Origin of the sequence: Asticcacaulis sp. AC466 (assembly GCF_000495815.1) — a bacterium.
Taxonomy (GTDB): domain Bacteria; phylum Pseudomonadota; class Alphaproteobacteria; order Caulobacterales; family Caulobacteraceae; genus Asticcacaulis.
This window is the reverse complement of the sequence record NZ_AWGE01000013.1, coordinates 78,509-100,359: the sequence shown is the minus strand read 5'-3', so window position 1 is coordinate 100,359 and position 21,851 is coordinate 78,509. Positions and strand designations below refer to the sequence as shown.

Below are 21,851 nucleotides of genomic sequence, written 5' to 3'. Positions count from 1 at the left end.
GGGAAGCGCTAAACCTAAGCCTCAAGCATAGTCCCCAGTTCGGCCATCAGCCTCTCGATTGCCACGGCGAAGCTGTCCGCGCCGGCAAGGGCGCCGGTTTGCAGGTTGAGATCGACGCCGGCGAAGTCCCTGGTGACGTAGCCATCCCCCGCCAGCCATTTAAGCGTGTTCAGGGTCTGCGTAAATTCGTACGTGTCCTTGGCGTTCGGCTCACGCTCCGCCAGGACGGCGGATATGACATTGATGTTATTCAGGCGTGCGGTGATCGTGCCTTTGGCGCAGGCAATGCCCGAGCGGCCTTCGGGCACATCATAGCCGGCCATCGCATCGCGCATGGCCTGCATGAGGGCGGCGAACGCCTCGACATTTTCGTTGGTAAGTGACATGACGCGCTCCCGTCAGAGCGGTCTAAGGTGAATCGCCGCAATGAAACAGTCACGGCGTGACGATACCCACAGCGAAAAGACCGTCCGCGACGCCGCTCAATACAGCCGGGCGGTATGGGGACCCAAGCCTAACCGAGCTATGTCGCCAGCCCGGTCGGGGCGCAGCCCAGCGGCGTCGAGATAGTGTTCGATCCTGTCGTCCGTCGATGTGTGTTCGACGTCATAGGTTGTGATCACGCTCACCGCCCCACCCGCTGTGCCAGTATCGAGACCCGATCGGGTATAGCCGGAGGTAACGACCAGATGGGTCAGTGTGTCCGACCGGCGCACGATATCCTGAAGGATATGGGCCAGCGACACCGCTTCGGCGTCGAGATCGAGCCTGATGCTGTCGGCGTCGTCGGGCGTGGCGGCGATCAGTCGGGCGACGACGCCGTTCAGGACGCTGTCGCGGTCCCGGCTGGCGTCGAGGGCATCGACCGCGTCTTTAAGGAACAGGTCGAACCGCGTCGTCAGATCATCATAGGCGCACAGGTGCAGGTGCTTTCGGCGGGTACGGCTGTCCATAACCTCCCCCAGCACCAGCCGTTCCAGCGGCGTCACCGCGTGCAACGGTATGGCGGGCTGAACGATGGTATAGCTATATGCGCCGATCATGACCTTTGCTCCTGAGTGTATCGCGCCCCGTTCCCGTCTACATTAAGCTTAGGGACAAAGTATAACCCGTGTACCGGTTTTCCGGCAAAGCACGTTAGCCGAAAAATACTCACGAAGGTGTCATAACGATCGTTACCAATACAGGCGTCAGTGCGCCGGCATGACCGATGTATCGAAGCGTTTCAGGATATGACCCAGAATATTCTTGGCCAGTTCTTCCTCGCCGAAAAACACCTCGCCCATGTTTTCGCGACGCAGGAAGTCCATCTCGTCCTGGCTATGGGTGCGCAGAACGATCTCGATACCCGGATTGATGCGGCGGGCGGCGTCGACCATCTGGCTGATATCGACCAGATCGGGCGTGGCCACGACCAGCATGGCGGCGGTGGCGACATGGGCCTGGACCAGCACGTCCGGCTGAACGGCATTGCCGAAGACCGCCGCCTTGCCTGCCTTACGCAGTTCTTCCACCCGTTCGCGGTTTTCTTCGACGACCACATAGGCGATGCCCTGCGCGTCGAGCGAGGCCGTCAGGCGTTTGCCGACACGGCCGAAACCGACCACGACCACCTGACCGCTCAGGTATTTGTTCGCGGTTGTTTCCGGCAGGGCGGACAGGACGTCGTCCCTGCGTTCATGCTTGCGCGCCAGGGCGGAATGGCTGAGCACCCACGCGGTGGCGGGCGCAATCGCCCTGAACACGAACGGATTGAGCGCGATGGAAATCAAAGCCCCGGCCAGGATCAGATTCATGCCTTCCTGCGGCAGTATGCCCAGGCTGACGCCCAGCCCGCCCAGAATGAAGGAAAACTCGCCGATCTGGGCCAAGCCCGCGGCCACGGTCAGGGCGGTGTTGAGCGGATAGCGCAGGATCAAGGTCAGGGCGGCGGCGGCGATCCCCTTGCCCAATATGATGATCGCGACGACAGCCAGCACTTGCAACGGCTTTTCTACCAGAACCATCGGGTTGAACAACATGCCGACCGATACGAAAAACAGCACCGAAAAGGCATCGCGCAGCGGCAGGGACTCTTCGGCGGCGCGGTGGCTGAAGGCCGATTCACGCATGACCATGCCGGCGAAGAAGGCCCCAAGCGCAAACGAAACGCTGAACAGTTCAGAGGCGCACCATGCGATGGTGATGGCGGCGGCAATAACGGCCAGGGTGAACAGTTCGCGCGTGCCGGTACGCGCCACCTGAAGCAATATCCACGGCAGGACGCGCCGCCCGACCAGCAGCATAAGCGCGATAAAGGCGCCGACGCTGAGCAAGGTCTTGCCGATTTCCGCCCAGATATTGCCGGTAAAGGTGGCGTGCGCCCCGGCGGCGGCGTTGGTGCCCAGAAGCTGGCCCAGGGGCGGCAGCAGGACCAGGACAAGCACGGTCACTAGGTCTTCGACCACCAGCCAGCCAACGGCGATGCGGCCGTTCATGCTGTCGATCGCCTTGCGCGCCTCCAGCGCTTTAAGCAGCACTACGGTCGAGGCGCAGGACAGCGAAATACCGAAGACCAGCCCGGCCCCCAGGTTCCAGCCCCACCCCCATATGGCCAGCGCCATGCCAAGCACGGTGGCCAGCGACATCTGCACCACCGCCCCGGGCAGAGCTATGCGGCGCACCGACATCAGATCGGCGATGGAAAAATGGAGGCCCACGCCGAACATCAGCAGCATGACGCCGATTTCAGACAGTTGCGAGGCAATGTTTATATCGGCGACAAAGCCGGGTGTCGTGGGCCCGATGAGAATACCGGCGAATAGATAGCCGATCAGAGCCGGCAATTTGATTTTTTCGGCGATAAAGCCGAACACCAGCGCCAATCCAAAACCGGTCGCTAACGTAGTTATGAGGGATATATTATGATGGTCCATTGGCCGCCTTTAGAGTTTGACACAGAAAAGGCCCGCAACATGGCAACTATACAGAGCATATATCGCGGATTAGCTTTACTTTCCGGGTGCAGGACTAGGCTGTCAACCGAAAGCGTACGATTTTCCCTTCACAAAACTGTTTGACCGCGCCTACCCCGCCTACTGCATCCGCAAGGAATCGACGACGACGCCCGTCTCGGTCGTCAGGGTCAGGGCATAGGTGCCGGCATTGACCAGGGTCGGCGTTTCGATGGTGGCTTCAAGCCAGACACCTGTTTCCCCCGCCGGGAACGCCACCGGCATGTCGGCGGCGACAATGCCGCTTTCGTCGGTCAGGGTCAGGTGGCCGGTCGTCGCCCCCTGATAGCGGAACTTGAAACTGTGGCGCGCGGCCGCGCCGTAGCTGACGGTCCAGGTGACGGCGCCGCCCGGCTGGATATCGGCATAGCCTGGGCCGCCATAGCCTTTCAGGCGCGACCCGACCACCGCCTTGTCCAGCTTGGCGGTTTCGGCTTCGAACAGGCCGACCGTCTTGACGAAGGTAAAGACGCCCGGCGCGTAGGGTGACGGCAGGTGGCGGCGAACCAGTAACGGCCCGGAGGCCGGTGCAGCGACGGTTTCGCCGGCGGCAAAGCGGCGCGTGGCGAAGCGGACCCTGCCGCCGCCCTCGCCTGCCCACAACGCAGTCAGGTCAGTATCGGCCCATCCGGCAGGCGCGGTCTGGCCGTCGCGCAGCGGCATATAGATATCGGAATCGACACGGGTCCGAAACGCCGTCAGCGTCCAGTCGCTATCGAGCAGATCGACCGGCAGGCGGCTCCAGGTCAGGTTGGCGATGCCGACGGCGTCCCCGTTGTCGAGGAAGCTCCGCGCACCGGTGGCGGCGATCAGGTCGGTGCCGTCGCTTTCGTACGCCCCCTTGGCGCGCGGTGACGCCTGGCGGATGGCGATGGCGGAAATGACGGCCTGACCGGCGGCGACGCGGGGGAAGCTGATGACGATACGGCCATCGGATGACGACGCCTTCGCCACTTTTTTCAGCGCGCGTTCGAACCCGGCCTCGTGGTAGATATCGACATCCTTGAGCACCGTCTTGCCATTGACGGCGACGTCGAACAACCGCCAGCCGGTGGCGTCTATGCCCGTGCGGCCATACCACGGCTCGACAAAATAGAGTTCGATCTCATAGTCGCCTTTCGGAGCGGCGAAGCTGTAGCTCAGGCGGTCGCGCCCGAAGCGATACGTGCTGAACAAGGCCTGCTCAGACGTGCCTTCGACCGCATCGTAATGAACGCGGCGGCTGCCGAGCGCCGGATCGAGATCGGGGTAATCGTCGGCCCAGCTTGACCAGCCCCATGTGGCGCCGGCGGTCAGGTGACGGTCGCCCAGCCAAAGCTGTCCGTCGCCATCGCGCAGGTCCGGCCCGCCGGCATTGACGCGATAAAGATAGGCCGCACCGGTCTTGCCCTTGGTGATGTCGCTGCGATCCTTGACGCGCGCCGCCAGATCGGGCGCAGACGGCAGGTGGTTAAGTGTAACGACATCGCGCGCCATGGCCTTGCCGCCGATCCGGCAGGTCGCCGACAGGGCATTGTAGCGAATATCGACCTTGTCCCAGGTAAAGGGCGCGCCGTCGGCCGGTTTCGGCCGAACACCGAGAGATATCTGGCCCGTCACGTCGTTGAACAGTTCGACGCTGTCGCAGTTGGAAAATACCTCTATCCCGGATTTGATGCCCGGTTCGGTCCACCGGTCCGGCCAGGTGTGGGAGACGATGTAGACGACCGGAGCTTGCGATGCCGGAACGGTCTTGGCGCGCAGCATGTAATAGGCGTCAAGCGGTTCACCCCACAGGGTCATCAGCCCCTTGTTATTGGCCGGTCCGATATGTTCGAGCGGACGGATGCCGTCGAAAATCTGGGTGCCATCGACGCGCATGGGGCGGCCGGGGTTTTCGTGCGTCGTCAACAGCCAGACGAAATCGCCCACGACGCGGTCCTTGACCGACAGCGCCAGCCGCGCCTTGGTTTCCAGAATTTGGGTCATCGTGCTTTCGTCATAGACGCCCGTAGCGGGATAAGGCCGTTCCGAGTGCAGGCCGAGCGAGCGCCAGGCGCCGTATTCGCCGACCAACCCCTGCTTTTTCAGTTCTTCGCCGTATTTCTCAGGATCGCCGCCATAGGTGCCCGACCAGTTTTGCGGCACGTTCCAGTCCGCCCCCTTGCCACCATTGCAGGTGACAATCAGCCGTTCGACCGAAGCCGTCGGGTCGAGGTCGCGGATCACGGCCATGGCTTCGGCCACGAAGGCTTCCGGCAGGGTGCTTTCGTTTTGCAGCCCCCACAGGAAGTTGGCCGGATTGTTGCGCCGTTCGCGCACCCAGTCGCCCAGCAGGGCCAGGAAATTGGCGCGAAATTCCGGCGTGTCGTTCCAGTTGTGCGCGCTGAATTGCGGCCACCACATCAGGCCGTCCTGCGCCAGTTGCTCACCATAGCGCAGGTTGTGGGGATAGTGGGCGTCGCGGAAGGCATTGAAGCCGCCCGCCTTGACCTGGGCAATACGGGCGCGGATCTGTTCGGGCGAAAAGGCGTGGGAATCGCCCAGCAGGTGTTCATATTCCGCCGTACCGTGAATAAAGAACGGTGCGCCGTTGATCATCAATTGCCGCGTGCCGTCGGCATTCGTGGCAATTTCGAGATGACGGATGCCATAGGCGGTTTCGGACCGGTCGATGACCTGGCCGTTTTCGATCAGGCGGGCGCGCAGGGTATAGAGATACGGATTGGCCGGCGACCACAGGTGCGGACGCGGAATGGCGGGAAACACCTGGTCGATGCGCACCTTCGCCCCAGCGGCCAATTCGGTGTCGCGCGTCACGGTGGCGACGACCTTGCCGTCGCGGTCTACCAGTTCATCGACCAGTTGAAAGCGGCGTGTGGTGGCGGTGAGATTTTCAAGTTCGCTGCGAACATTGAGCGTGGCGCTGTCGGCCGTGACGGTCGCCTTGGTGCCCCAGGCATAGAGGCCGAACGGCTGGATGCGCAGGCCGGATTTGACGATGACGTGGACCGGCCGGAAAACACCGAAGGGCTGCGAGCCTTCGGCAAAGCCGTTCATCGGGCTGTCGTCGCCCGCCGCCCACGGCAGGTCCCGGATACCCGCCGGATTGTCGACGCGCACGGCCAGCAGGTTGCGGCCCGGACGCGCCGCCGCCGTGACATCGAGGGTGAAGCTGGTCATACCGCCGCCATGCCTGCCGACCGGTTTGCCGTTCAGCCAGATGGTGGCGTAGCTATTGACGCCTTCGAACATCAGGAAGACGTGTTCCCCCGCGGCGCGGGCGGGAATGTCGATGGTCTTGCGATACCAGGCCGTGCCATGGCGGCTGCCATTGACCACCTGACGGGCATAGGTATAGCCCTGCCAGTTGTGCGGCACCGCGACGGCGGTCCATGCCGCATCGCTGAATTCCGGCGCTTCATAGGCGGCGTCCGCGCCGGTCGTTTTGCCGGAAGGGTCGGCTTCGAACAGCGCCGAGCGCCAGGGACCGGTGATTTCCTGCTCAGACGGTTTGGCCGCCACGGGCGCGGCGACGATGAGCAAAAGAGTGATGCACAGACGTGACAACAAGCGAGCAAGCGACATGACGTCCCTGACCTTTCAAAAGCGTTTGCCTTGCCCGTTTTGCGGCGCGGCGCGGATACATGCCCGCGCCGTCACCTGTCTTATAGTTTAACAGCCTTGTAGGTTAACCCTACCAGTTCCACATCGATCCGTCCTGAAGACGGGCGATGGGCAGTTGCTTGGGTTCATACGGATATTTCGCCGCCAGGGCTTCGTCGATATCGACACCGTGGCCCGGCGTGTCGCCGACATGCAGATAGCCGTCCTTGAAGCTGTAGTCGTGCAGGAATACCTCGTCCGTTTCCGGCGTGTGGCGCATATATTCCTGAATGCCGAAATTGGGCACCCAGGTATCGAAATGCAGGGCCGCGCCCATGCAGACGGGCGACAGATCGGTGGCGCCGTGGCTGCCGGTGCGCACCTGATACATCGATGCCAGGTCGGCGATACGGCGCAGATGGGTGATGCCGCCGGCGTGCACCACCGTGGTGCGGATATAGTCGATGAGCTGGTTCTGGATCAGGTCCTTGCAGTCCCAGATGGTGTTGAAGATTTCACCGACGGCCAGCGGCGTCGTGGTGTGCTGACGGATCAGGCGGAAGGCCTCCTGATTTTCAGCCGGTGTCGAATCTTCCATCCAGAACAGACGGTAGGGCTCCAGGTCCTTACCCAGGCGCCCGGCCTCGATCGGCGTCAGGCGATGGTGTACGTCATGCAGCAGTTCGATGCCGAAGCCGTGGGTGTCGCGCAGCTTTTCGAACAGTTTCGGCGCATAGCTGAGATAGGCGGTCGTGTTCCAAAGGGTTTCGGTCGGCAAGGTGCCGTCGGCGGGTTCGTAATACATGTCGCCGCGCCCGACGCCATAGGCGCCCTTGACGCCGGGAATGCCGGACTGGGCGCGGATGGCGCGATAGCCCATCTCCTTGTAGCGGCCGACTTCATCGACCGTATGTTCGATATCCAAACCATTGGCGTGGCCATAGACCAAAACGCCATCGCGCGACCGGCCGCCGAGCAGTTGATAGAGCGGCATGCCCGCCAGCTTGGCCTTGATGTCCCACAGCGCCGTATCGACCGCGGCAATGGCCGTCATGGTCACCGGCCCGCGCCGCCAGTAGGCGCCACGATAGAGATATTGCCAGATGTCTTCGATACGCTGAGCGTCCTTGCCGATCAGGGTCGGTATGACGTGTTCTTCGAGATAGGCGACGACGGATTTTTCCCGCCCGTTGAGGGTCGCGTCGCCGATACCGTAGACACCTTGATCCGTCTCGATCTTGAGGGTGACGAAATTTCGCCCCGGACAGGTGACGATGACACGGGCTGAACGGATGATGACCGCGCCGCGATGGACAGATGCCGTCGGTGCGGCGGAAGGAGACAGGAGGTCGTTAGTTTGCATGAATTGAACTTTTAGGGCGTTTAGGTTATTATTGGTCAGATAAATTTATCAGACCAATATACAGAACTGGTCGGGTGAAACAAGGCGGCATCGGCGTAACGGCGGTTTTTCCCTTCACAATGGGCACTCAGCCGACCGCGCGGGATATGGCCAGGCCAGCCCGCCCCCGCAGCCGGGCCGTTTCGTCCCGCACCCGATTGATAGCATCCATTTCCGTCACGACCAGCAGGTTTTCGATGACGCGGCCCAGATGGTCGCGCATGGCGGTGCGCGCCGCGTCCGGGTCGCGGGCGGAAATGGCATCGAGAATGGCACGGTGATCGTCGATCAGCGGCTTAACGCCCGCAGACCGTGAGCGGCGCAGCATTTCCATGGCCAGGGGCGAGCGTTCGCGCACGTCCCACAGGGTTTTCACCACCAGAACCAGCGCGTCGTTTTGCGTAGCGCGCGCAATGCCCAGGTGGAATTCGCGGTCGGCGGCCTCATCATGCGTCAGGGTTTCGCCCTCGGCGTTTTCGGCGATCATGCGGGTCAGCACGTCTTCCAGTTCGGCCAGATCGGCGTCCGAGGCCGCGCTGGCCGCCAGCGCCGCCGTTTCCCCTTCGACCACCCGGCGAGCCGCCGTCAGTTCAAAGGCACCGATATCCAGCTCACTGGTGGCGATGCCTCCGGCCGGCGCAGCGGTGACATAGACGCCTGAACCGCGCCGTGCGGCGACCAGGCCCAGAATTTCCATACCGATCATGGCTTCGCGAATCGTCAGGCGGCTGACCTGAAAACGTTCGACCAGAACCCGTTCCGGCGGCAGGCGATCGCCTTCGCGAAAGCGTCCTTCGGCGATATCCGCCTGAAGCGCCGCGATGATGTTCTGATAAAGCTTCTGATTGTCCGCTGGGATTGACATGACTGCTTCGCCCTACCCTTACCTATCGGCGTCTGCCGATCCAAAATATATCACCAAATATATCAGATGACTGTCTCTAATGCAGTCCGCTTCATTTTACAATTCGGGTTACAATTTTGGCGTGAAGGTAGGTATCGGCAAAACGCAGATATTGGCTCCAGTCGTAGTCGGTGATGGCGTGCGGGCCGGTGCGGATGTGAAACCCGATGATCGAATGGACCGGCGTGTCAGGGGGCGGCAGGGTGGAAACCCCTAAACCTTGCGTGCCCAGCAGGCGGTAGACCGGATCGGCCGCCTGCGCCGCCAGGAATTGCCCGGTCGTGTCGCCCCACAGGTCCTCGCTTGCCGTGGCGATATAGACCGGGCGCGGCGCGACCAGGGCGATCAGTTCATGGGCGTCCACCGGCAGGTCGTTTTCACGCGACGCGAAGGTTTTGAAGCGCGGCGCGAACCAATAGGTGTTCATGACCCGGATGCTTTCGCCGAAATTACGCCGGTACAGCTTGGCGCCGCCCGCGCCGGAATCATTGGCCACCACCATGGCGAACCGCGTGTCGCGCGCGCCGGCCCACAGGGCGGCTTTGCCGTAACGCGAATGGCCAATGGCGATGATGCGGTGGGCATCGACCTGATGATCGGTGGCGAGATAGTCGTAGACCCGGCTCATGCCCCACGCCCAGGTGGCGATGGCGCCCCAGTGGTTGGGGGCCGAGGACTGGGTGCCATAAAAGGGGTGGACGCTTTCGGCGATCATGTTGTCGCTATCGGGATAGAGATCGCCCGGCGCGAAAGTGGCAACGCCGTAGCCCGCCGCCAGGATTTTCGCCAGCGGCCATTCGGCGGCGTCCTGTCCGCGTGAGGCGGCCGTGGCGTGGTGCTTGACGATGCCCGGCGACTGGTAGTCGGTCAACCAGGTCGTGGTGATATCGATGGCCGGATCGTCATTGATGGCCTGATTGCCGTGGAAATTGAGGCCAACAAACACGGGGGCGGCCTTCACGCCATTGGGCAGGTAGATGAGCACATGCATCTGCGGCCCCTGGGTGTCGCCGTTCAGATAGAGCGTGACCTGCTTGCGCGTGGCGGTCCCCCCCAATGCCTTGGTATCGGTGTCGGTGACGACGGAGCGCATCTGTTTCGGCGGCGGCGGGGCAACACCGAAAATCGTGTCTTCGAACAGGGCCACCAATTCCGGTCGGCGCTCGACCCGCCACATTCTGGCCGAGGTGACCGGGCGGCCATCGCGCATGACCAGCGGATCGGGCAGGACATGGCCACCGGCCAGCGCTTCGTCGAAATTGCCGTCCAATCCTTTAGGGGGCACAGTTCGGGCGGCGGCGGCACCGGCGCAGGCAATAAGGACATATAGGGCAAGCGCGCCGTGCCAGCGGATGGCCATGATCGTCCTTTCAATTAACGGGCAATGGCATATCCAATGCGAGCCCCCTCCCCGACAGGATGGAGAGAGGGCCCGCACCGTATGACATCGGATAAGCGTTTAGAGCGTGTTCCGATCTGACTGCATCAGATCGGCGCTCTAATTTTTTGTTTTTACGCGCTTTTTGATCCGAAAAGTGCGTCACACTTTTCGGAAAGCGCTCTAATAGGCGTAGTGGAAGCCGATTTCGAAGCTGTGGTCGAGTTGGTTGGCCAGGGTCGGCAACAGCGGCGCGCTATAGTCGCCTGAGGCATTGGTCACGGTCGCGAGCGGCGACGGACCGTAGTACTGATGCTGGTACGCCTTGGTCAGGTTGACGGCGTCGAACTTGATCGACATGCGCTCATTCAGCTTATAGGTCGCCGAGAAATCGAGCGATTCCAGAGGCGCCACCATCAGCGGACGGTTGAAGCTGTCGCCCGACGTGGTCTGGATGTACTTGTCACGCCAGTTGTACGACAGGTGCATCGACACCGGGCCCTTTTCATAGATGCCGGTCAGGTTATAGCTGTTCTTCGACAACTGCTCGGCGGCCGCCGTATAGCTTTGGCCGAGGACCGACAGGGCGCTGTCGACATAGGTGTAGTTGGCCTGGACGCCCAGCCCGGACCAATAGCCCGGCAGGAAGTCGAAGAATTGCTGGTAGCTGACTTCGTAGCCCTTGATATCGCCGGTGCCGGCATTGCGCGGACGGCTGATCTGGTAGGACGTGCCGTTGATTTCCTCGGTCACGGCGAACTTCTGGATGAAGCCCGTCACATTCTTCTGGAACAATGACAGGGCCAGCATGTTGGAGCCGCCGAAATAGTATTCCAGCGAGGCGTCGTACTGGTCGGCCTTGACCGGTTCAAGCGCCGGATTGCCGCCGCTGCCGGTGCCGGTATTGTTGAGCACCAGGGCCGGCGACAGGTTGCCGAATTCCGGACGCGAGATCGCCTTGGAGTAGGCCAGGCGCAGGAACAGGTCGTCGGTAAAGCGGGCGCGGACATTGAGGCTGGGCAAAAGGTTATCGTACGGCTTGCCGCCCGTGACGGCGGTATAATACTTGCCGTCGCTCCCTTTGACCGCATTCGGCGTCGTGGCCATGGCGACCTGATAGACGTGGTTGACGCCATCGGTATGCACCTGACGTACGCCGATATTGCCGTCGATCGGGACCGGCAGGGTGTCGAAGGCGAACATGGCTTCGAGATAGGCGCCGGTTATCTTTTCATTGTAATTATAGGCATTGTTGAGCGGATAGGCCTGGTCGTTGGGCGAGACGCCGACCAGAATGCGGGTGTCGCGCATTTTGGCCAGGATGTCGCGCTTGACCGTGACCCACTGGTTCAGTGAGCTGTTCTTGCCGTCGAACAGATCGTCCGGCGTCAGTTCCGTCACCGCCGACAACGGCACGCGAAGGCCGGAATTGGCGGGAGAGAAGGATACGCTGTAGACATTGTTGTTGGCGTCGTGATCGGAATAGTACAGGCCGCCCAGAACCGCAGTCAGCGGGCCTGTGTCGAAGTCGTAGCGGACATCGATCTTGGCGACGGTTTCCTTGCCGTTGGTGCGCTGGCCCAGGTCGCTATAGCTGGCATAGGCGAAATTGGCGGTGCTGGTGGCGTCGAACCCGGTCAGGTTGATGTCCGGCTGATCGCCCGACAGACCGATCGTCGCCTTAGGCGCGCGCCCCTGCAGAACGATGGAGCGACTGTAGAACGGACCGGCGCTGCGCTGGAACGACAGCTCGGCCCCGACCGTCAGATGATCGTGGTGATATTTGCCACCAAACGCCGCATTGTAATTGTTGTACGGGTTATCTGAAAAGCCTTGCTGAACCTGGACAATCGGGTTGGTGAAGGTGGCGGTATCGACGATGTTGGTGCCGGGCTTGAGCGTAATCGGGCCCGCGACGGCGCCATCGGCGGCGGCATATTTCACCGTCAGCACCTTGGTCGAGGAATGGCCGCCGGAATAGGTCCATAACAGATCGGTATAAAGCGTCAGGTCGTCATTGGGGCGCCATTGCATCGACGAATAGAGCGCGCCGCGGCGGCGTTCGCCGCGCTCATACTGCGCCTTGGCATTGGTCGGAATCTGGATGATGTCGGCACCGTTGGCGCTGTTGACATGGCCGTCGCCGTTCAGGTCGTAGAGATCGTTGCGGTTGACATAGGCATTGGTGCCGGTCTGGTAGCCGCCGGAATCGATCTGTTCGTACTGGAACCCGAGCAGGGCGCCAAATTCGCCGTGCGCCGTCTGCCAGCGGTTGGACACAATGCCGGACAGGCGCGGCGTCACTTCGTCATGGATGGCGCTGTAATTGGCGGCCACCGTGGCGGAAGCGCGCAAGCCCTTGAAATCGAACGGGCGCGCGGCGTGGATATTGATCAGACCGCCCAGCCCGCCTTCGATCTGGTCCGCCGTCGCGGTCTTATAGACATCGACGCCGGACAGGATGTCGGCCGAAAAATCGAGCAGCGTGGCGGAGCGGTTGGCATTGGTGAACAACAGGCGGCCATTGAGCGTCGTCATGACCTGCTTCAGGCCGTGGACGACATAGGCATTGCCTTCGCCGCGCGTGTTGCGGGCGATCTGGACGCCCGGAATGCGCTGCAGGGTTTCGGCGATATTGGTGTCGGGCAGCTTGCCGATATCTTCGGCGACGATGGAATCGACGATCTGGGCCGATTTGCGCTTGATATCGGTGGCGCTCTGGAAGCTTTTGCGCAGGCCGGTGACGACGACGACGGTATCTTCTGCCCCAGCCCCCTGATCGGTCGGCGCGGCGGTCTCCTGAGCGAAGGCCGGTCCGGTCGTCAGGAGGAGCGCGGCCAGACATGCGCCTGAGGTCATCAAACTGTTTTTGATCGTCATCTGTTCATCCCTTTTTCGTGGCCGTAAACCGGCCCTGTGTCTGTTCGCGGCGGTTTCTTTGCCGAACCACCGTCAGTTCATCCCTGTACAGTTGTCAGATACCTTAGTCAAATAATTTGTATGATGGGTTATGTATGATCTTTTTAAAGCATCAGACAAAGTCTGCCGCCGTGAGCGTCAGAGCGCCGCCGGCCATAAGTTTGACCTGGGTTTGGCGGCCTCCGGCCGTCACGGTCCGCTGTCCGGACAGGCGGCTGCGCAGCCGCGCCGTTTTCAATCGCCCGCCGGACCAGGCGATATCGATGTCCGCACCACCGCGCAGGCGCAGCCCCCTCACCTCGCCCTCCGGCCACGCCGACGGCAGGGCCGGCAAGAGATGGATGCTGTCGCCACGGCTCTGGACCAGCATCTCGATAATGCCGCGCACCCCGCCGAAATTACCGTCAATCTGGAACGGCGGATGGGCGTCGAACATATTCGGATAGGTCCGGTCGGGCCCGAGCAGGTCTTTGAGAACCGCGTGGGCATGGTCGCCATCGCGCAGATGCGCCCACAGATTCAGCCGCCAGCCGAGCCCCCAGCCGGTGGCGTCGTCACCGCGCGTTTCCAGCGATACCTGCGCCGCACGCGCGAGATCCGGCGTGTCGTCGAGATTGATCTGCTGGCTTGGGAACAGGCTGTAGAGATGGGAGACATGGCGATGATGGATGTCCTGAGCGCCGGCGTCCCAGTCGGCCTGCCATTCCTGAAGCTGGCCCTGGGCGCCGATCCGGTCGGGCGGCAGGCGGCCGCGCATCGCCATGACTTCGCCGCGCAAGGCCTTGTCGCGCTTGAGGATTTCGGCGGCGCGTGCGGTTTGGGCGAACAGGTCACGCAGAAGCTGGCTGTCCAGCGCCGGGCCCGCACACAGGGTGCTGCCGCGACCATGGTTGTTTTCCGGCGACAGGGACGGATTGGTCACCATGAACCCGGTATTGGGATCACGAACCAGCGTATCGAGGAAGAACAGAGACGCATCGCGCATTAGCGGATAGACGCGATCCAGAAAAGCACCGTCGCGCGTATAGTCGTAATGATCCCACAGATGGGTGCACAGCCAGGCGCCGCCCGTCGGCCAAAGCCCCGTCTGCATATGATCGACCGGGCCCGACGCGCGCCACAGGTCGGTGTTATGATGCGCCACCCAGCCGCGCGCGCCGTACATCTCCCGCGCGGTCCGCGCCCCCGATTGCGCCAGTTCGCCGATCATGGCGACCAGCGGTTCGATACATTCGCCCAGATTGGCGGCATCGACCGGCCAGTAGTTCATTTCGGTGTTGATGTTGATGGTGAACTTGCTGCCCCAGGGCGGGGTATTGCTATCGTTCCATAGCCCTTGCAGATTGGCCGGTTCGCTGTCGCGCGACGAGGCGATCAGCAGGTAGCGTCCGAATTGGAAATAGAGGGCGGCCAGGGAGGGATCGTCACTGTCCGCCACGTGGTCGATCCGGTTGGCAGTCGCCTGGGCGGCGCGCTTGCCGGCGGGCAAGGTCAGAGAGACGCGGTCGAACAGGGCGCGGTGGTCGGCTATGTGGGCGGCCAGCAAGGCGTTGACATCTTTGCTACGCACGGCGGCCAGATGGCTTTTGGTGAGGGCGGCGGGATCGCCCGTGACATCGGTCGGGCTGCGGTAGCTGGTCGCCATGGCCACACGGATGCACACCGATGATGCCCCGCGCACTTCGAGTTGCGGACCATTGGCGCGCAACGTCCCGCCATCGGCGACGATCTGGGCGCGCGCCTGAAAGGTCAGCCGCCCGGCAATCCCGCGATCGGCATTATTGACGCCGGACAGGACGAGCGTGTCGCCATCGGGGGCGATATCGCTGCGCAGCCCGGACGAAAAGCCGACATCGACGGCAATCGGACCGCCTTCGGCACGCAGGGAAATAACCAGGATATTGTCCGGATGCGAGGCAATGATTTCGCGGACATAGCGCACACCACCGGAACTGAAACTGACGCGGCTGATGGCTGCGCCGATGTCCAGCTCCCGCCGGTAGTCGCTGGCCGAGGTTTCGTCGATGTCGTGAAAATCGAGCCACAGGTCGCCCAGGCACTGGTACGCCATTTCGCGCATGGGGATCGACTGGACATGGGCCTCGGCATAGGCTTCCGCCTCGGCAAAACGGCCGTCGAAGATCATCTGGCGAATGATGGGCAAGGCGTCGCGGGCGGCCGGATTGACGTTGGTGTAAGGCCCACCCGACCAAAGCCGGTCTTCGTTGAGTTGCAGGCGTTCGCGCTTGATGCCGCCAAACACCATGGCGCCCAATCGGCCGTTGCCGACGGGATTGGCTTCGACCCAGCGCGTTGCGGGCTTGTCGTACCATAGCAAGGTGCCAGACTTTGCCGAGTCGGGCGTGGCGGCCAGGCTCAGCCCCGGCACGACGGCGGCCGCCAGGAGGCTTCCCATACCCGCTTCCAGCAGGGCGCGACGCGTCATGATCATATGCGTTTCCTTGTGTCCACCGTGGCGGTTGGCGCCATCATTTTAAACATCTGATGTATTATGTTTATTGGCACAGGATATGGCCATCAGCAAGCAGACAAATTTGGGTATTTGCGGCTAAACCGCGCGTCCTTGCCTTTGCCGCAAACACGGGCACCCGCGTCGACAGGTCAGAAACAGCGGTTTTCCGGATTGCAGTTTTGACATTACGCTGATATTAGTCTGATAGCTTTTGCGTAATTGTCAGCCATCTCCCTCGTGCTGACCGGTGCTCGCGAAGCGAACTTCCTTACCCTCGCCCCCGCTTTTCGAAGCGGGGGCTTTTTTCGCGCGCCAACGCCGTCACGGCCGCGCACCGCCCCCCCCTGCTTCACCTGTTCCAGTCTGGTCGGGACTTGATAAAAAGAGCGTCCCGGGTCATGGACCGGTTCAGTGGCCCATATATTTAAGACGTCATATTTAAGGTGCCTGTTGTCTTGAAAGGCCCGGCATTTGAAAGGATAAACATGTCTAAAAATTTCCAACTCGACGCCCTGGCCGAGCGCTTCTTCCTAAAACGCAAGGACGCCCTGGATATCAATGAGCAAAACGTCCTTACCGGGATCAATGAAGGCATGCCCATCTCGCGCGACGCCGCCGAGGTCGCCGACCAGCAGTCGACCTTCGGCGAACGGCTGTCCGACCGGGTCGCGGCCATCGGCGGGTCGTGGACCTTCATCATCACCTTTTCGGTCATACTGGTCGGATGGATGGTTCTGAACAGCGATGTCCTGTCGCGCCTGGGCCTGGCATTCGATCCCTATCCTTACATCTTTCTCAACCTGATGCTGTCCACGGTCGCCGCCATTCAGGCCCCGATCATCATGATGAGCCAAAACCGCCAGTCGGCTAAGGATCGCGTCGCCGCCGAACTCGATTTCGAGGTCAATCTGCGGGCGGAGCTTGAAATCATGCGCCTGCATGAAAAGATCGACGACGCCATAATGAACCGCCTGGACCAGATCATGGCCCGGCTCGCCGCGGTTCCCCTGCCCGCAGCCGCCGATACCATTCCCCAGGCCTCCTCAGTACGGACAGGCCGGGTCGCCGAATAGGATTCACGGCGCCCGGCAAAATGGGCATTTGCGAGTCGCCTAGCCGGTTGGCTTTGATACAATCCTGGGGCGCACCTATGATTCTCGCGCAGACGGACATGGCGTAAGACCACGCCCTATTGAGGATAAGATGGCGGAAATAGCTGACACGACGCAGGCCGACGTGCCGGAACATCACAGCCGTTGGCCAAAGTGGATCCCCGGCCTGATCGGATGCGTGCTGTTTGCGCTCGCCGCCTACTTCATCGCACGCGAGGTCCGCAACATCCGCTGGCGCGATGTCGAAGCCGCCGTGTCCGGCACATCGCCATTGGATTTCGCTCTCGCCATAGCCGCCCTGGCCGCGGGGCTGCTGGCGGCCTCCACCTTCGACAGCCTGTCCATGGCCGGCCTGGGCAAGCCCGCGCCGTGGCGAACGACGTGGCTGACCTCCATCACAGCGTTCATCCTGGGCAATACCGGCGGAGTGGGAATCGCGTTGGCCGGCGGCGCCCGCTATCGCGCTTATAGCGGCCTGGGGTTCAGCGCGTCCGATATCATGCTGGTCAGCGCGGTGACGGCGATTTGCGGCATATTCGGCGGCTTCGGCCTGCTGGGCCTCAATGTCGCCAACAGCCTGTCCGACGAGGTCATGGCCATTCACCTGCCGCACATTGTCGGCGTGATCATATCCCTTATCGCCGTGCAGGTTCTGGCGCTGTACCTCCTGACGCCGCGCGTCGGTCCCCTGTCCCGCTTCCTGCCGTCGCGTCCCGTTCGTGTAGGCCAGATCGTGGCCAGCACATGGGAATGGACCGCCGCCGCAACCGTTCTTTACGCCTTCCTGCCCGATGAGACGCGCGGCAGTCTGTTGCACCTCCTGCCGGTCTTCGCGCTGGCGGGCCTGCTGGGTGCGGTCAGCGGCCTGCCCGGCGGGGTCGGTCCGTTCGATGCGGTGATATTGGCGGTATTAAGCCGCCGCATGGGCAGCGCCGAGGTCGTCAGCGCCCTGCTGCTCTACCGCCTGACCTATGTGCTTCTGCCCATAGCCGCCGTCGCCATCGTGGAGTCGATAAAGCTACTGCGTCCGCACCGCAAGGCGATCAGCGATACCGCCCGCGTCGGCAGCGAGGCCTGGCTGTCCATGGCCCCGACCGTATTCGGCGTGCTGACCTTTGTCTCGGGCCTTATCATGCTGGCGTCCGTCGTCACGCCCGACGCGGCGGAGCGGCTAAAGCTTCTGTCCGTCTTCGTGCCGGCGGGCCTGGTCGAGATATCGCACTTCATCGCCAGCCTGACCGGCGTCGCCCTGCTCTTCCTCGGCGTCGGCGTCCACAGCCGAATGAAACGCGCCTATTTCGCGACGCTTCTTGTCCTGGTCATTGCCGCGCTCACCACCCTGGCCAAGGGCCTGAACTACGAAGAAGCCGTGATATTGCTGGGCGTGGCGGCCTTGATGTATCTCAGCCGCGATGCCTTTTATCGCCAGACCAAGCTGCGGGCCGGCCCTTTGTCGCCCGCCACCATATTGGCCATATTCAGCGCCGTGGCGGCGGCGGTGTGGCTTGGTTTCTTCGCGCACAAGCATGTCGCCTATAATCAGGAACTGTGGTGGACCTTCCTCACCGACCAGACCGCGCCTCGCTTTCTGCGTGCCCTGGTCGGCATCACCGTGCTCGCCCTCATCGTCCTGGTCTGGCGGCTGACCAATCCGGAACCCGAACCGACGGCGCGGCCGACGGAGGCCGACCTTGCGCACGCCGACAGGGTCTGGCAAAAGGCCGAAGGCGCATCGACGGACGGCAATCTGGCTTTTCTCGGCGACAAATCGCTGCTGTTCAGCGAAAGCGGTGACAGCTTCATTCAATATATGTCGCGCGGCGCCACCTGGGTCACCATGGGCGAGCCGGTCGGAAAGCGCAGCGAATTCAAGGCCATGATCTGGGCGTTCCGGGAACTGTGCGACCGCCATGGCGCCAAGCCCGTGTTCTATGCCGTCCGGCGCGAAACCATCCCCGATTTTGTCGATTGCGGGCTGGTGGCGTCCAAGATCGGCGAAAACGCACTGGTCGATCTGCGCGATTTCAACCTCAACGGAGCCAGCCGCGCATCGCTGCGCCACGCCTTCAACCGCGGCAACCGTGACGGGCTGGTGTTCGAGATCATTCCGGCAGACGCCTTCGCAACCGTAAGCGCGGAATTGCGCGCGGTGTCGGAGTCATGGCTCAGCTTTCACCACGGTAGCGAAAAAGGCTTCAGCCTTGGCCGTTTCGACGAAGCCTATCTCGCCCGGTTTCCGACGGCGGTCCTCAAGCGCGACGGCCATATCGTCGCCTTCTCCAACCTGTGGAGCACGCCCGACCATCGCATCCTGTCCATCGACCTGATGCGGTACGACGCCCACGCGCCGAAAAACGCCATGGACTTCCTGTTCATCAATCTCATGCTGTGGGGACAGGAAAACGGCTACGCCGACTTTGACCTTGGCATGGCGCCCCTAGCCGGGCTGGAAAACCACTATTTGTCGCGCAGCATCAACCAGCTCGGCACCTTCATCTTCAATCGCGGAGAAGACCTCTACGGCTTTCAGGGCCTGCGCGCGTTCAAGGAAAAGTTCAGCCCGCGCTGGGAAGGCAGCTACATCGCCGCACCGACGGGATGGCTGCTGGTCCCTGCCCTGGCCGACGCCGCCCTGTTGTCGAGCGGCGGCGTGCGCGGATTGCTGAAGATGGCCTGATATACGGGACCTGTGTTTCAGGCCTTGGGCGGCGGGGCTTTTTGCGTGACCTGCTCGATAAAGGGCAGCAAACGCCGCGCCACCGTGGCAGCATCGTGATTGAAGGCGTGATTGCCCGGCAGTTCCATCACCACGGAGCCTGCGGCGGCGGGAGTCAGGCAGCTTGTGTCACCCTTTTCCTCGCTGCTGTAGACACAAACAAGCTTGTTGCGCGGAATGCGCGCCAGTTCGGGTTCGACCGGGATATTGCCGGGATCGAGTCCGGCCCTTTCGGCTAAGGTCACCTGAAGCTGGATTTCCTTGGACACGGCCAGCAGGATCACTCCCGCCACCGTTTTCTGATCGGCGAGGCCCAGCCGGTCATAGGCAATCGGCAGGACATCGGCGCCATAAGACCAGCCAAGCAGCACCACCTTCTTCACGCCATTGGCCTGGGTGTGCTGGTCGATCATGGCCGACAACTGCCGCGCCACTTCGACGTCGGTGCGCTGGGTGCTGAACCAGACATTGGTGTCGAAACCGATGACGTCATAGCCCATCGCGGCGAACTGCTTGCCCAACTGGACATCCAGATCGCTGTGCCACCCACCGTCACCGCTCCAGATCAGGATCAAGGTGTCCGATGCACGATTGGCGCTTACAGGAATGACCGCCTGGGACTCGGCCAGGGCCGATTGAACGGGAACAATGGCCACCACCGGCGCGAGGGCCAGGCACGCGCCCATGACCAGCGGCTTCAAACCGATCCGCGATGAAAACCGGGCAAGCGTCATGATAATCCTCCTCGACTGCCGCGTTCAGGGCGCCGCAATTCCAACATGTCACAATTCGCGTCCCGGGCAAGTGTCTCCGTAACAGGATGAAATAAATTTGCAAATACAGCCCGTCGATAACTTGCCGGAAACCATACCGACGTAAACTGGACATAGTATTCGCGTATCTGGAGGGCTTTCCGACGGGGGAGTCTTTTGCAATGGAAGAAAAACGTTCGCAACCACGTCAGCGTACACTTAAAGGCGCGCGCATCGTTTTCAATGGCGGACATTCGACGATTACCTGTCTGGTCCGCAACCTATCGGAAAAGGGCGCGCTGATTAAGCTTAGCAGCCCCATGGGCGTGCCCGACGACATCGAACTGCATTTCGACGACGGCCAGCACTTTGACTGCCACATCGTCAGGCGGGCCATAGATCAGATCGGCGTCGCCTTTAAGTAATCTGGTAAGTAAATCTGGCCAACGGGCATCGCATTGCGGCCCCGCGGCGCTGGCCGCATCTATCCCAATGATTGCCACATGTCCGCACCGGACATGATGTCTGCCGGTGCAGCCCGTTTGGTCGCCAGCGCCTTTTGCGTCACCGTTTGCGCTGTCACACCCGTGTGGTCAAATAATCCGGAATATGCATAACTATCGGGCAACCAAGACCGGAGCCCTCCCCATGCCGTCCAATGATCCGCTAAGCGGCCTTCTTCCCATGCCGACGGAAGACGAACTGCTGTTCATGAGCGACGAGCTCGAGGAACTGCGCAGCATCATTCAGCGCAATGAAGCCGTGGTCATGGCCGGTGCGCCGCTGTTGGCGTGGTGGGGTATCTGCAACAGCCTGGCCGGGCTGTGGAACTTCTTTGAACAGATGGGCTACCTGCCCTCGGTGCTGGTGGCGCCATTCAATGCCGTGGCGGGATATGGCGGCACCGTGCTGCTGGTCATGCTGATGGGCACCTCAAAGACATTCAAGCTGGAAGGCCAGGCCATAGTGACCGCATGGCTGGCAGTGGCCGTGGCGATTCCGTTGCTGGTCATTGGGTGCTACGCGCGCGGCGTCACCGATCTGCCGCTGATTTCGGGCCTGCAATGCACCCTGTTCATGATCGCGACCGCCGTGACCGCCATGGGCAGCCGCACGCGATGGCTGCTCTGGATCGCCGCCGGGTGGGCGATATGCGCCGGCGTCATGTTGTTCGCGATAACCGAGTTCTGGAGGCCGATGCTATTTTCGGTGGCGTGTCTGGTATTATTGACCGCACCGGGTATATACTTGTTTCTCTCGTCACGACGGACCCGCATATGAGCATTGAAGACCCGCACAGCCTGAACGAAGTGGTTCATGGACGGACGCGTCTGAAGGTCCTGGCCACCCTGTCGAACGTCGCGGCGATGGACTTCGTCACCCTGCGCGACCAGCTCAACATATCCGATGGGGCTTTGTCTCTGGCGGTCAAGAAGCTGCATGAGTTCGATTTGGTCAAACTGTCCAAGAGCCATGAGATGGGCCGCAGCAAGACAACGATCAGTATTTCCCCCAAAGGCCAGAAAGAACTGGACGTGTATATCACGCAGTTACAATCTATAATCGGCATTATCCCACCAAAGCCTGGCGCCTCAAAGCGCAGCGCCTGATTTTTTT

The 21,851-nt window shown here is 61.8% G+C and carries 15 protein-coding genes; 5 read left to right on the top strand and 10 right to left on the bottom strand.

The genetic code is table 11. The features are described from left to right. Positions 1–14: 14 nt before the first annotated feature. The 9 genes from AEAC466_RS35960 to AEAC466_RS35920 all read right to left on the bottom strand — a co-directional run bounded on the left by AEAC466_RS35960 (position 15) and on the right by AEAC466_RS35920 (position 15,633). A complete protein-coding gene (locus AEAC466_RS35960; RefSeq protein WP_023458731.1) occupies positions 15–386 on the bottom strand; it encodes a hypothetical protein in 372 nt (123 codons plus the stop codon). A gap of 96 nt (positions 387–482) precedes the next feature. After that, positions 483–1,043 carry a hypothetical protein gene (locus AEAC466_RS35955; RefSeq protein WP_023458730.1) on the bottom strand — a complete coding sequence of 187 codons (561 nt, stop codon included), beginning with the start codon at positions 1,041–1,043 and terminating at the stop codon, positions 483–485. 147 nt (positions 1,044–1,190) lie between these two features. Then, positions 1,191–2,915: a YbaL family putative K(+) efflux transporter gene (gene ybaL, locus AEAC466_RS35950; RefSeq protein WP_023458729.1), complete on the bottom strand. Its 1,725-nt coding sequence runs from the start codon at positions 2,913–2,915 to the stop codon at positions 1,191–1,193. Between the two features lie 159 nt (positions 2,916–3,074). Further along, the gene (locus AEAC466_RS35945) at positions 3,075–6,560 is read right to left on the bottom strand and encodes a glycoside hydrolase family 2 (RefSeq protein WP_023458728.1); all 3,486 of its coding nucleotides are present in this window, start codon (positions 6,558–6,560) and stop codon (positions 3,075–3,077) included. Between the two features lie 109 nt (positions 6,561–6,669). After that, a complete protein-coding gene (gene manD / locus AEAC466_RS35940) occupies positions 6,670–7,941 on the bottom strand; it encodes a D-mannonate dehydratase ManD (protein ID WP_023458727.1) in 1,272 nt (423 codons plus the stop codon). A 127-nt stretch (positions 7,942–8,068) separates the two neighbouring features. Continuing rightward, on the bottom strand, positions 8,069–8,845 hold the full coding sequence (locus AEAC466_RS35935; protein WP_023458726.1) for a FadR/GntR family transcriptional regulator: 777 nt from the start codon (positions 8,843–8,845) through the stop codon (positions 8,069–8,071). A 91-nt stretch (positions 8,846–8,936) separates the two neighbouring features. Then, positions 8,937–10,244 carry an alpha/beta hydrolase family protein gene (locus AEAC466_RS35930; protein WP_023458725.1) on the bottom strand — a complete coding sequence of 436 codons (1,308 nt, stop codon included), beginning with the start codon at positions 10,242–10,244 and terminating at the stop codon, positions 8,937–8,939. A 201-nt stretch (positions 10,245–10,445) separates the two neighbouring features. Continuing rightward, complete coding sequence (locus AEAC466_RS35925) at positions 10,446–13,142, bottom strand: TonB-dependent receptor (RefSeq protein WP_023458724.1); 2,697 nt, start codon at positions 13,140–13,142, stop codon at positions 10,446–10,448. Between the two features lie 151 nt (positions 13,143–13,293). After that, positions 13,294–15,633 (bottom strand): glycoside hydrolase family 95 protein, encoded by a 2,340-nt coding sequence (locus AEAC466_RS35920; RefSeq protein ID WP_023458723.1) that lies wholly within the window; start codon positions 15,631–15,633, stop codon positions 13,294–13,296. 506 nt (positions 15,634–16,139) lie between these two features. Between AEAC466_RS35920 and AEAC466_RS35915 the strand changes: the two genes are divergently transcribed. Together AEAC466_RS35915 and mprF are read left to right on the top strand one after the other, a co-directional pair. Continuing rightward, positions 16,140–16,727, top strand: a complete 588-nt coding sequence (locus AEAC466_RS35915) for a DUF1003 domain-containing protein (protein WP_023458722.1) — start codon at positions 16,140–16,142, stop codon at positions 16,725–16,727. Positions 16,728–16,857: 130 nt separating this feature from the next. Next, on the top strand, positions 16,858–19,443 hold the full coding sequence (mprF, locus tag AEAC466_RS35910) for a bifunctional lysylphosphatidylglycerol flippase/synthetase MprF (protein ID WP_023458721.1): 2,586 nt from the start codon (positions 16,858–16,860) through the stop codon (positions 19,441–19,443). A 17-nt stretch (positions 19,444–19,460) separates the two neighbouring features. On the opposite strand, the gene AEAC466_RS35905 is transcribed toward mprF, so the two are convergent. Next, a complete protein-coding gene (locus AEAC466_RS35905; RefSeq protein WP_023458720.1) occupies positions 19,461–20,216 on the bottom strand; it encodes an AcvB/VirJ family lysyl-phosphatidylglycerol hydrolase in 756 nt (251 codons plus the stop codon). Positions 20,217–20,416: 200 nt separating this feature from the next. Here AEAC466_RS35905 and AEAC466_RS35900 point away from each other — a divergent pair, with 200 nt between their 5' ends. The 3 genes from AEAC466_RS35900 to AEAC466_RS44760 all read left to right on the top strand — a co-directional run bounded on the left by AEAC466_RS35900 (position 20,417) and on the right by AEAC466_RS44760 (position 21,844). Then, positions 20,417–20,659, top strand: coding sequence for a PilZ domain-containing protein (locus AEAC466_RS35900; protein WP_023458719.1), 243 nt, complete (start codon positions 20,417–20,419; stop codon positions 20,657–20,659). Between the two features lie 223 nt (positions 20,660–20,882). Beyond that, positions 20,883–21,515 carry a hypothetical protein gene (locus AEAC466_RS44765; RefSeq protein ID WP_023458718.1) on the top strand — a complete coding sequence of 211 codons (633 nt, stop codon included), beginning with the start codon at positions 20,883–20,885 and terminating at the stop codon, positions 21,513–21,515. After that, complete coding sequence (locus tag AEAC466_RS44760) at positions 21,512–21,844, top strand: transcriptional regulator (RefSeq protein ID WP_023458717.1); 333 nt, start codon at positions 21,512–21,514, stop codon at positions 21,842–21,844. The genes AEAC466_RS44765 and AEAC466_RS44760 overlap by 4 nt, the downstream gene beginning before the upstream one ends. Positions 21,845–21,851 lie beyond the last annotated feature (7 nt).

Coding starts and splice junctions, on each gene's coding strand:
- AEAC466_RS44760 (WP_023458717.1), top strand. CDS start 21,512: ATGAGCATTGAAGACCCGCACAGCCTGAACGAAGTGGTTCATGGACGG.
- AEAC466_RS35935 (WP_023458726.1), bottom strand. CDS start 8,845: ATGTCAATCCCAGCGGACAATCAGAAGCTTTATCAGAACATCATCGCG.
- AEAC466_RS35925 (WP_023458724.1), bottom strand. CDS start 13,142: ATGACGATCAAAAACAGTTTGATGACCTCAGGCGCATGTCTGGCCGCG.
- mprF (WP_023458721.1), top strand. CDS start 16,858: ATGGCGGAAATAGCTGACACGACGCAGGCCGACGTGCCGGAACATCAC.
- manD (WP_023458727.1), bottom strand. CDS start 7,941: ATGCAAACTAACGACCTCCTGTCTCCTTCCGCCGCACCGACGGCATCT.
- ybaL (WP_023458729.1), bottom strand. CDS start 2,915: ATGGACCATCATAATATATCCCTCATAACTACGTTAGCGACCGGTTTT.
- AEAC466_RS44765 (WP_023458718.1), top strand. CDS start 20,883: ATGCCGTCCAATGATCCGCTAAGCGGCCTTCTTCCCATGCCGACGGAA.
- AEAC466_RS35900 (WP_023458719.1), top strand. CDS start 20,417: ATGGAAGAAAAACGTTCGCAACCACGTCAGCGTACACTTAAAGGCGCG.
- AEAC466_RS35930 (WP_023458725.1), bottom strand. CDS start 10,244: ATGGCCATCCGCTGGCACGGCGCGCTTGCCCTATATGTCCTTATTGCC.
- AEAC466_RS35920 (WP_023458723.1), bottom strand. CDS start 15,633: ATGATCATGACGCGTCGCGCCCTGCTGGAAGCGGGTATGGGAAGCCTC.
- AEAC466_RS35915 (WP_023458722.1), top strand. CDS start 16,140: ATGTCTAAAAATTTCCAACTCGACGCCCTGGCCGAGCGCTTCTTCCTA.
- AEAC466_RS35955 (WP_023458730.1), bottom strand. CDS start 1,043: ATGATCGGCGCATATAGCTATACCATCGTTCAGCCCGCCATACCGTTG.
- AEAC466_RS35905 (WP_023458720.1), bottom strand. CDS start 20,216: ATGACGCTTGCCCGGTTTTCATCGCGGATCGGTTTGAAGCCGCTGGTC.
- AEAC466_RS35945 (WP_023458728.1), bottom strand. CDS start 6,560: ATGTCGCTTGCTCGCTTGTTGTCACGTCTGTGCATCACTCTTTTGCTC.
- AEAC466_RS35960 (WP_023458731.1), bottom strand. CDS start 386: ATGTCACTTACCAACGAAAATGTCGAGGCGTTCGCCGCCCTCATGCAG.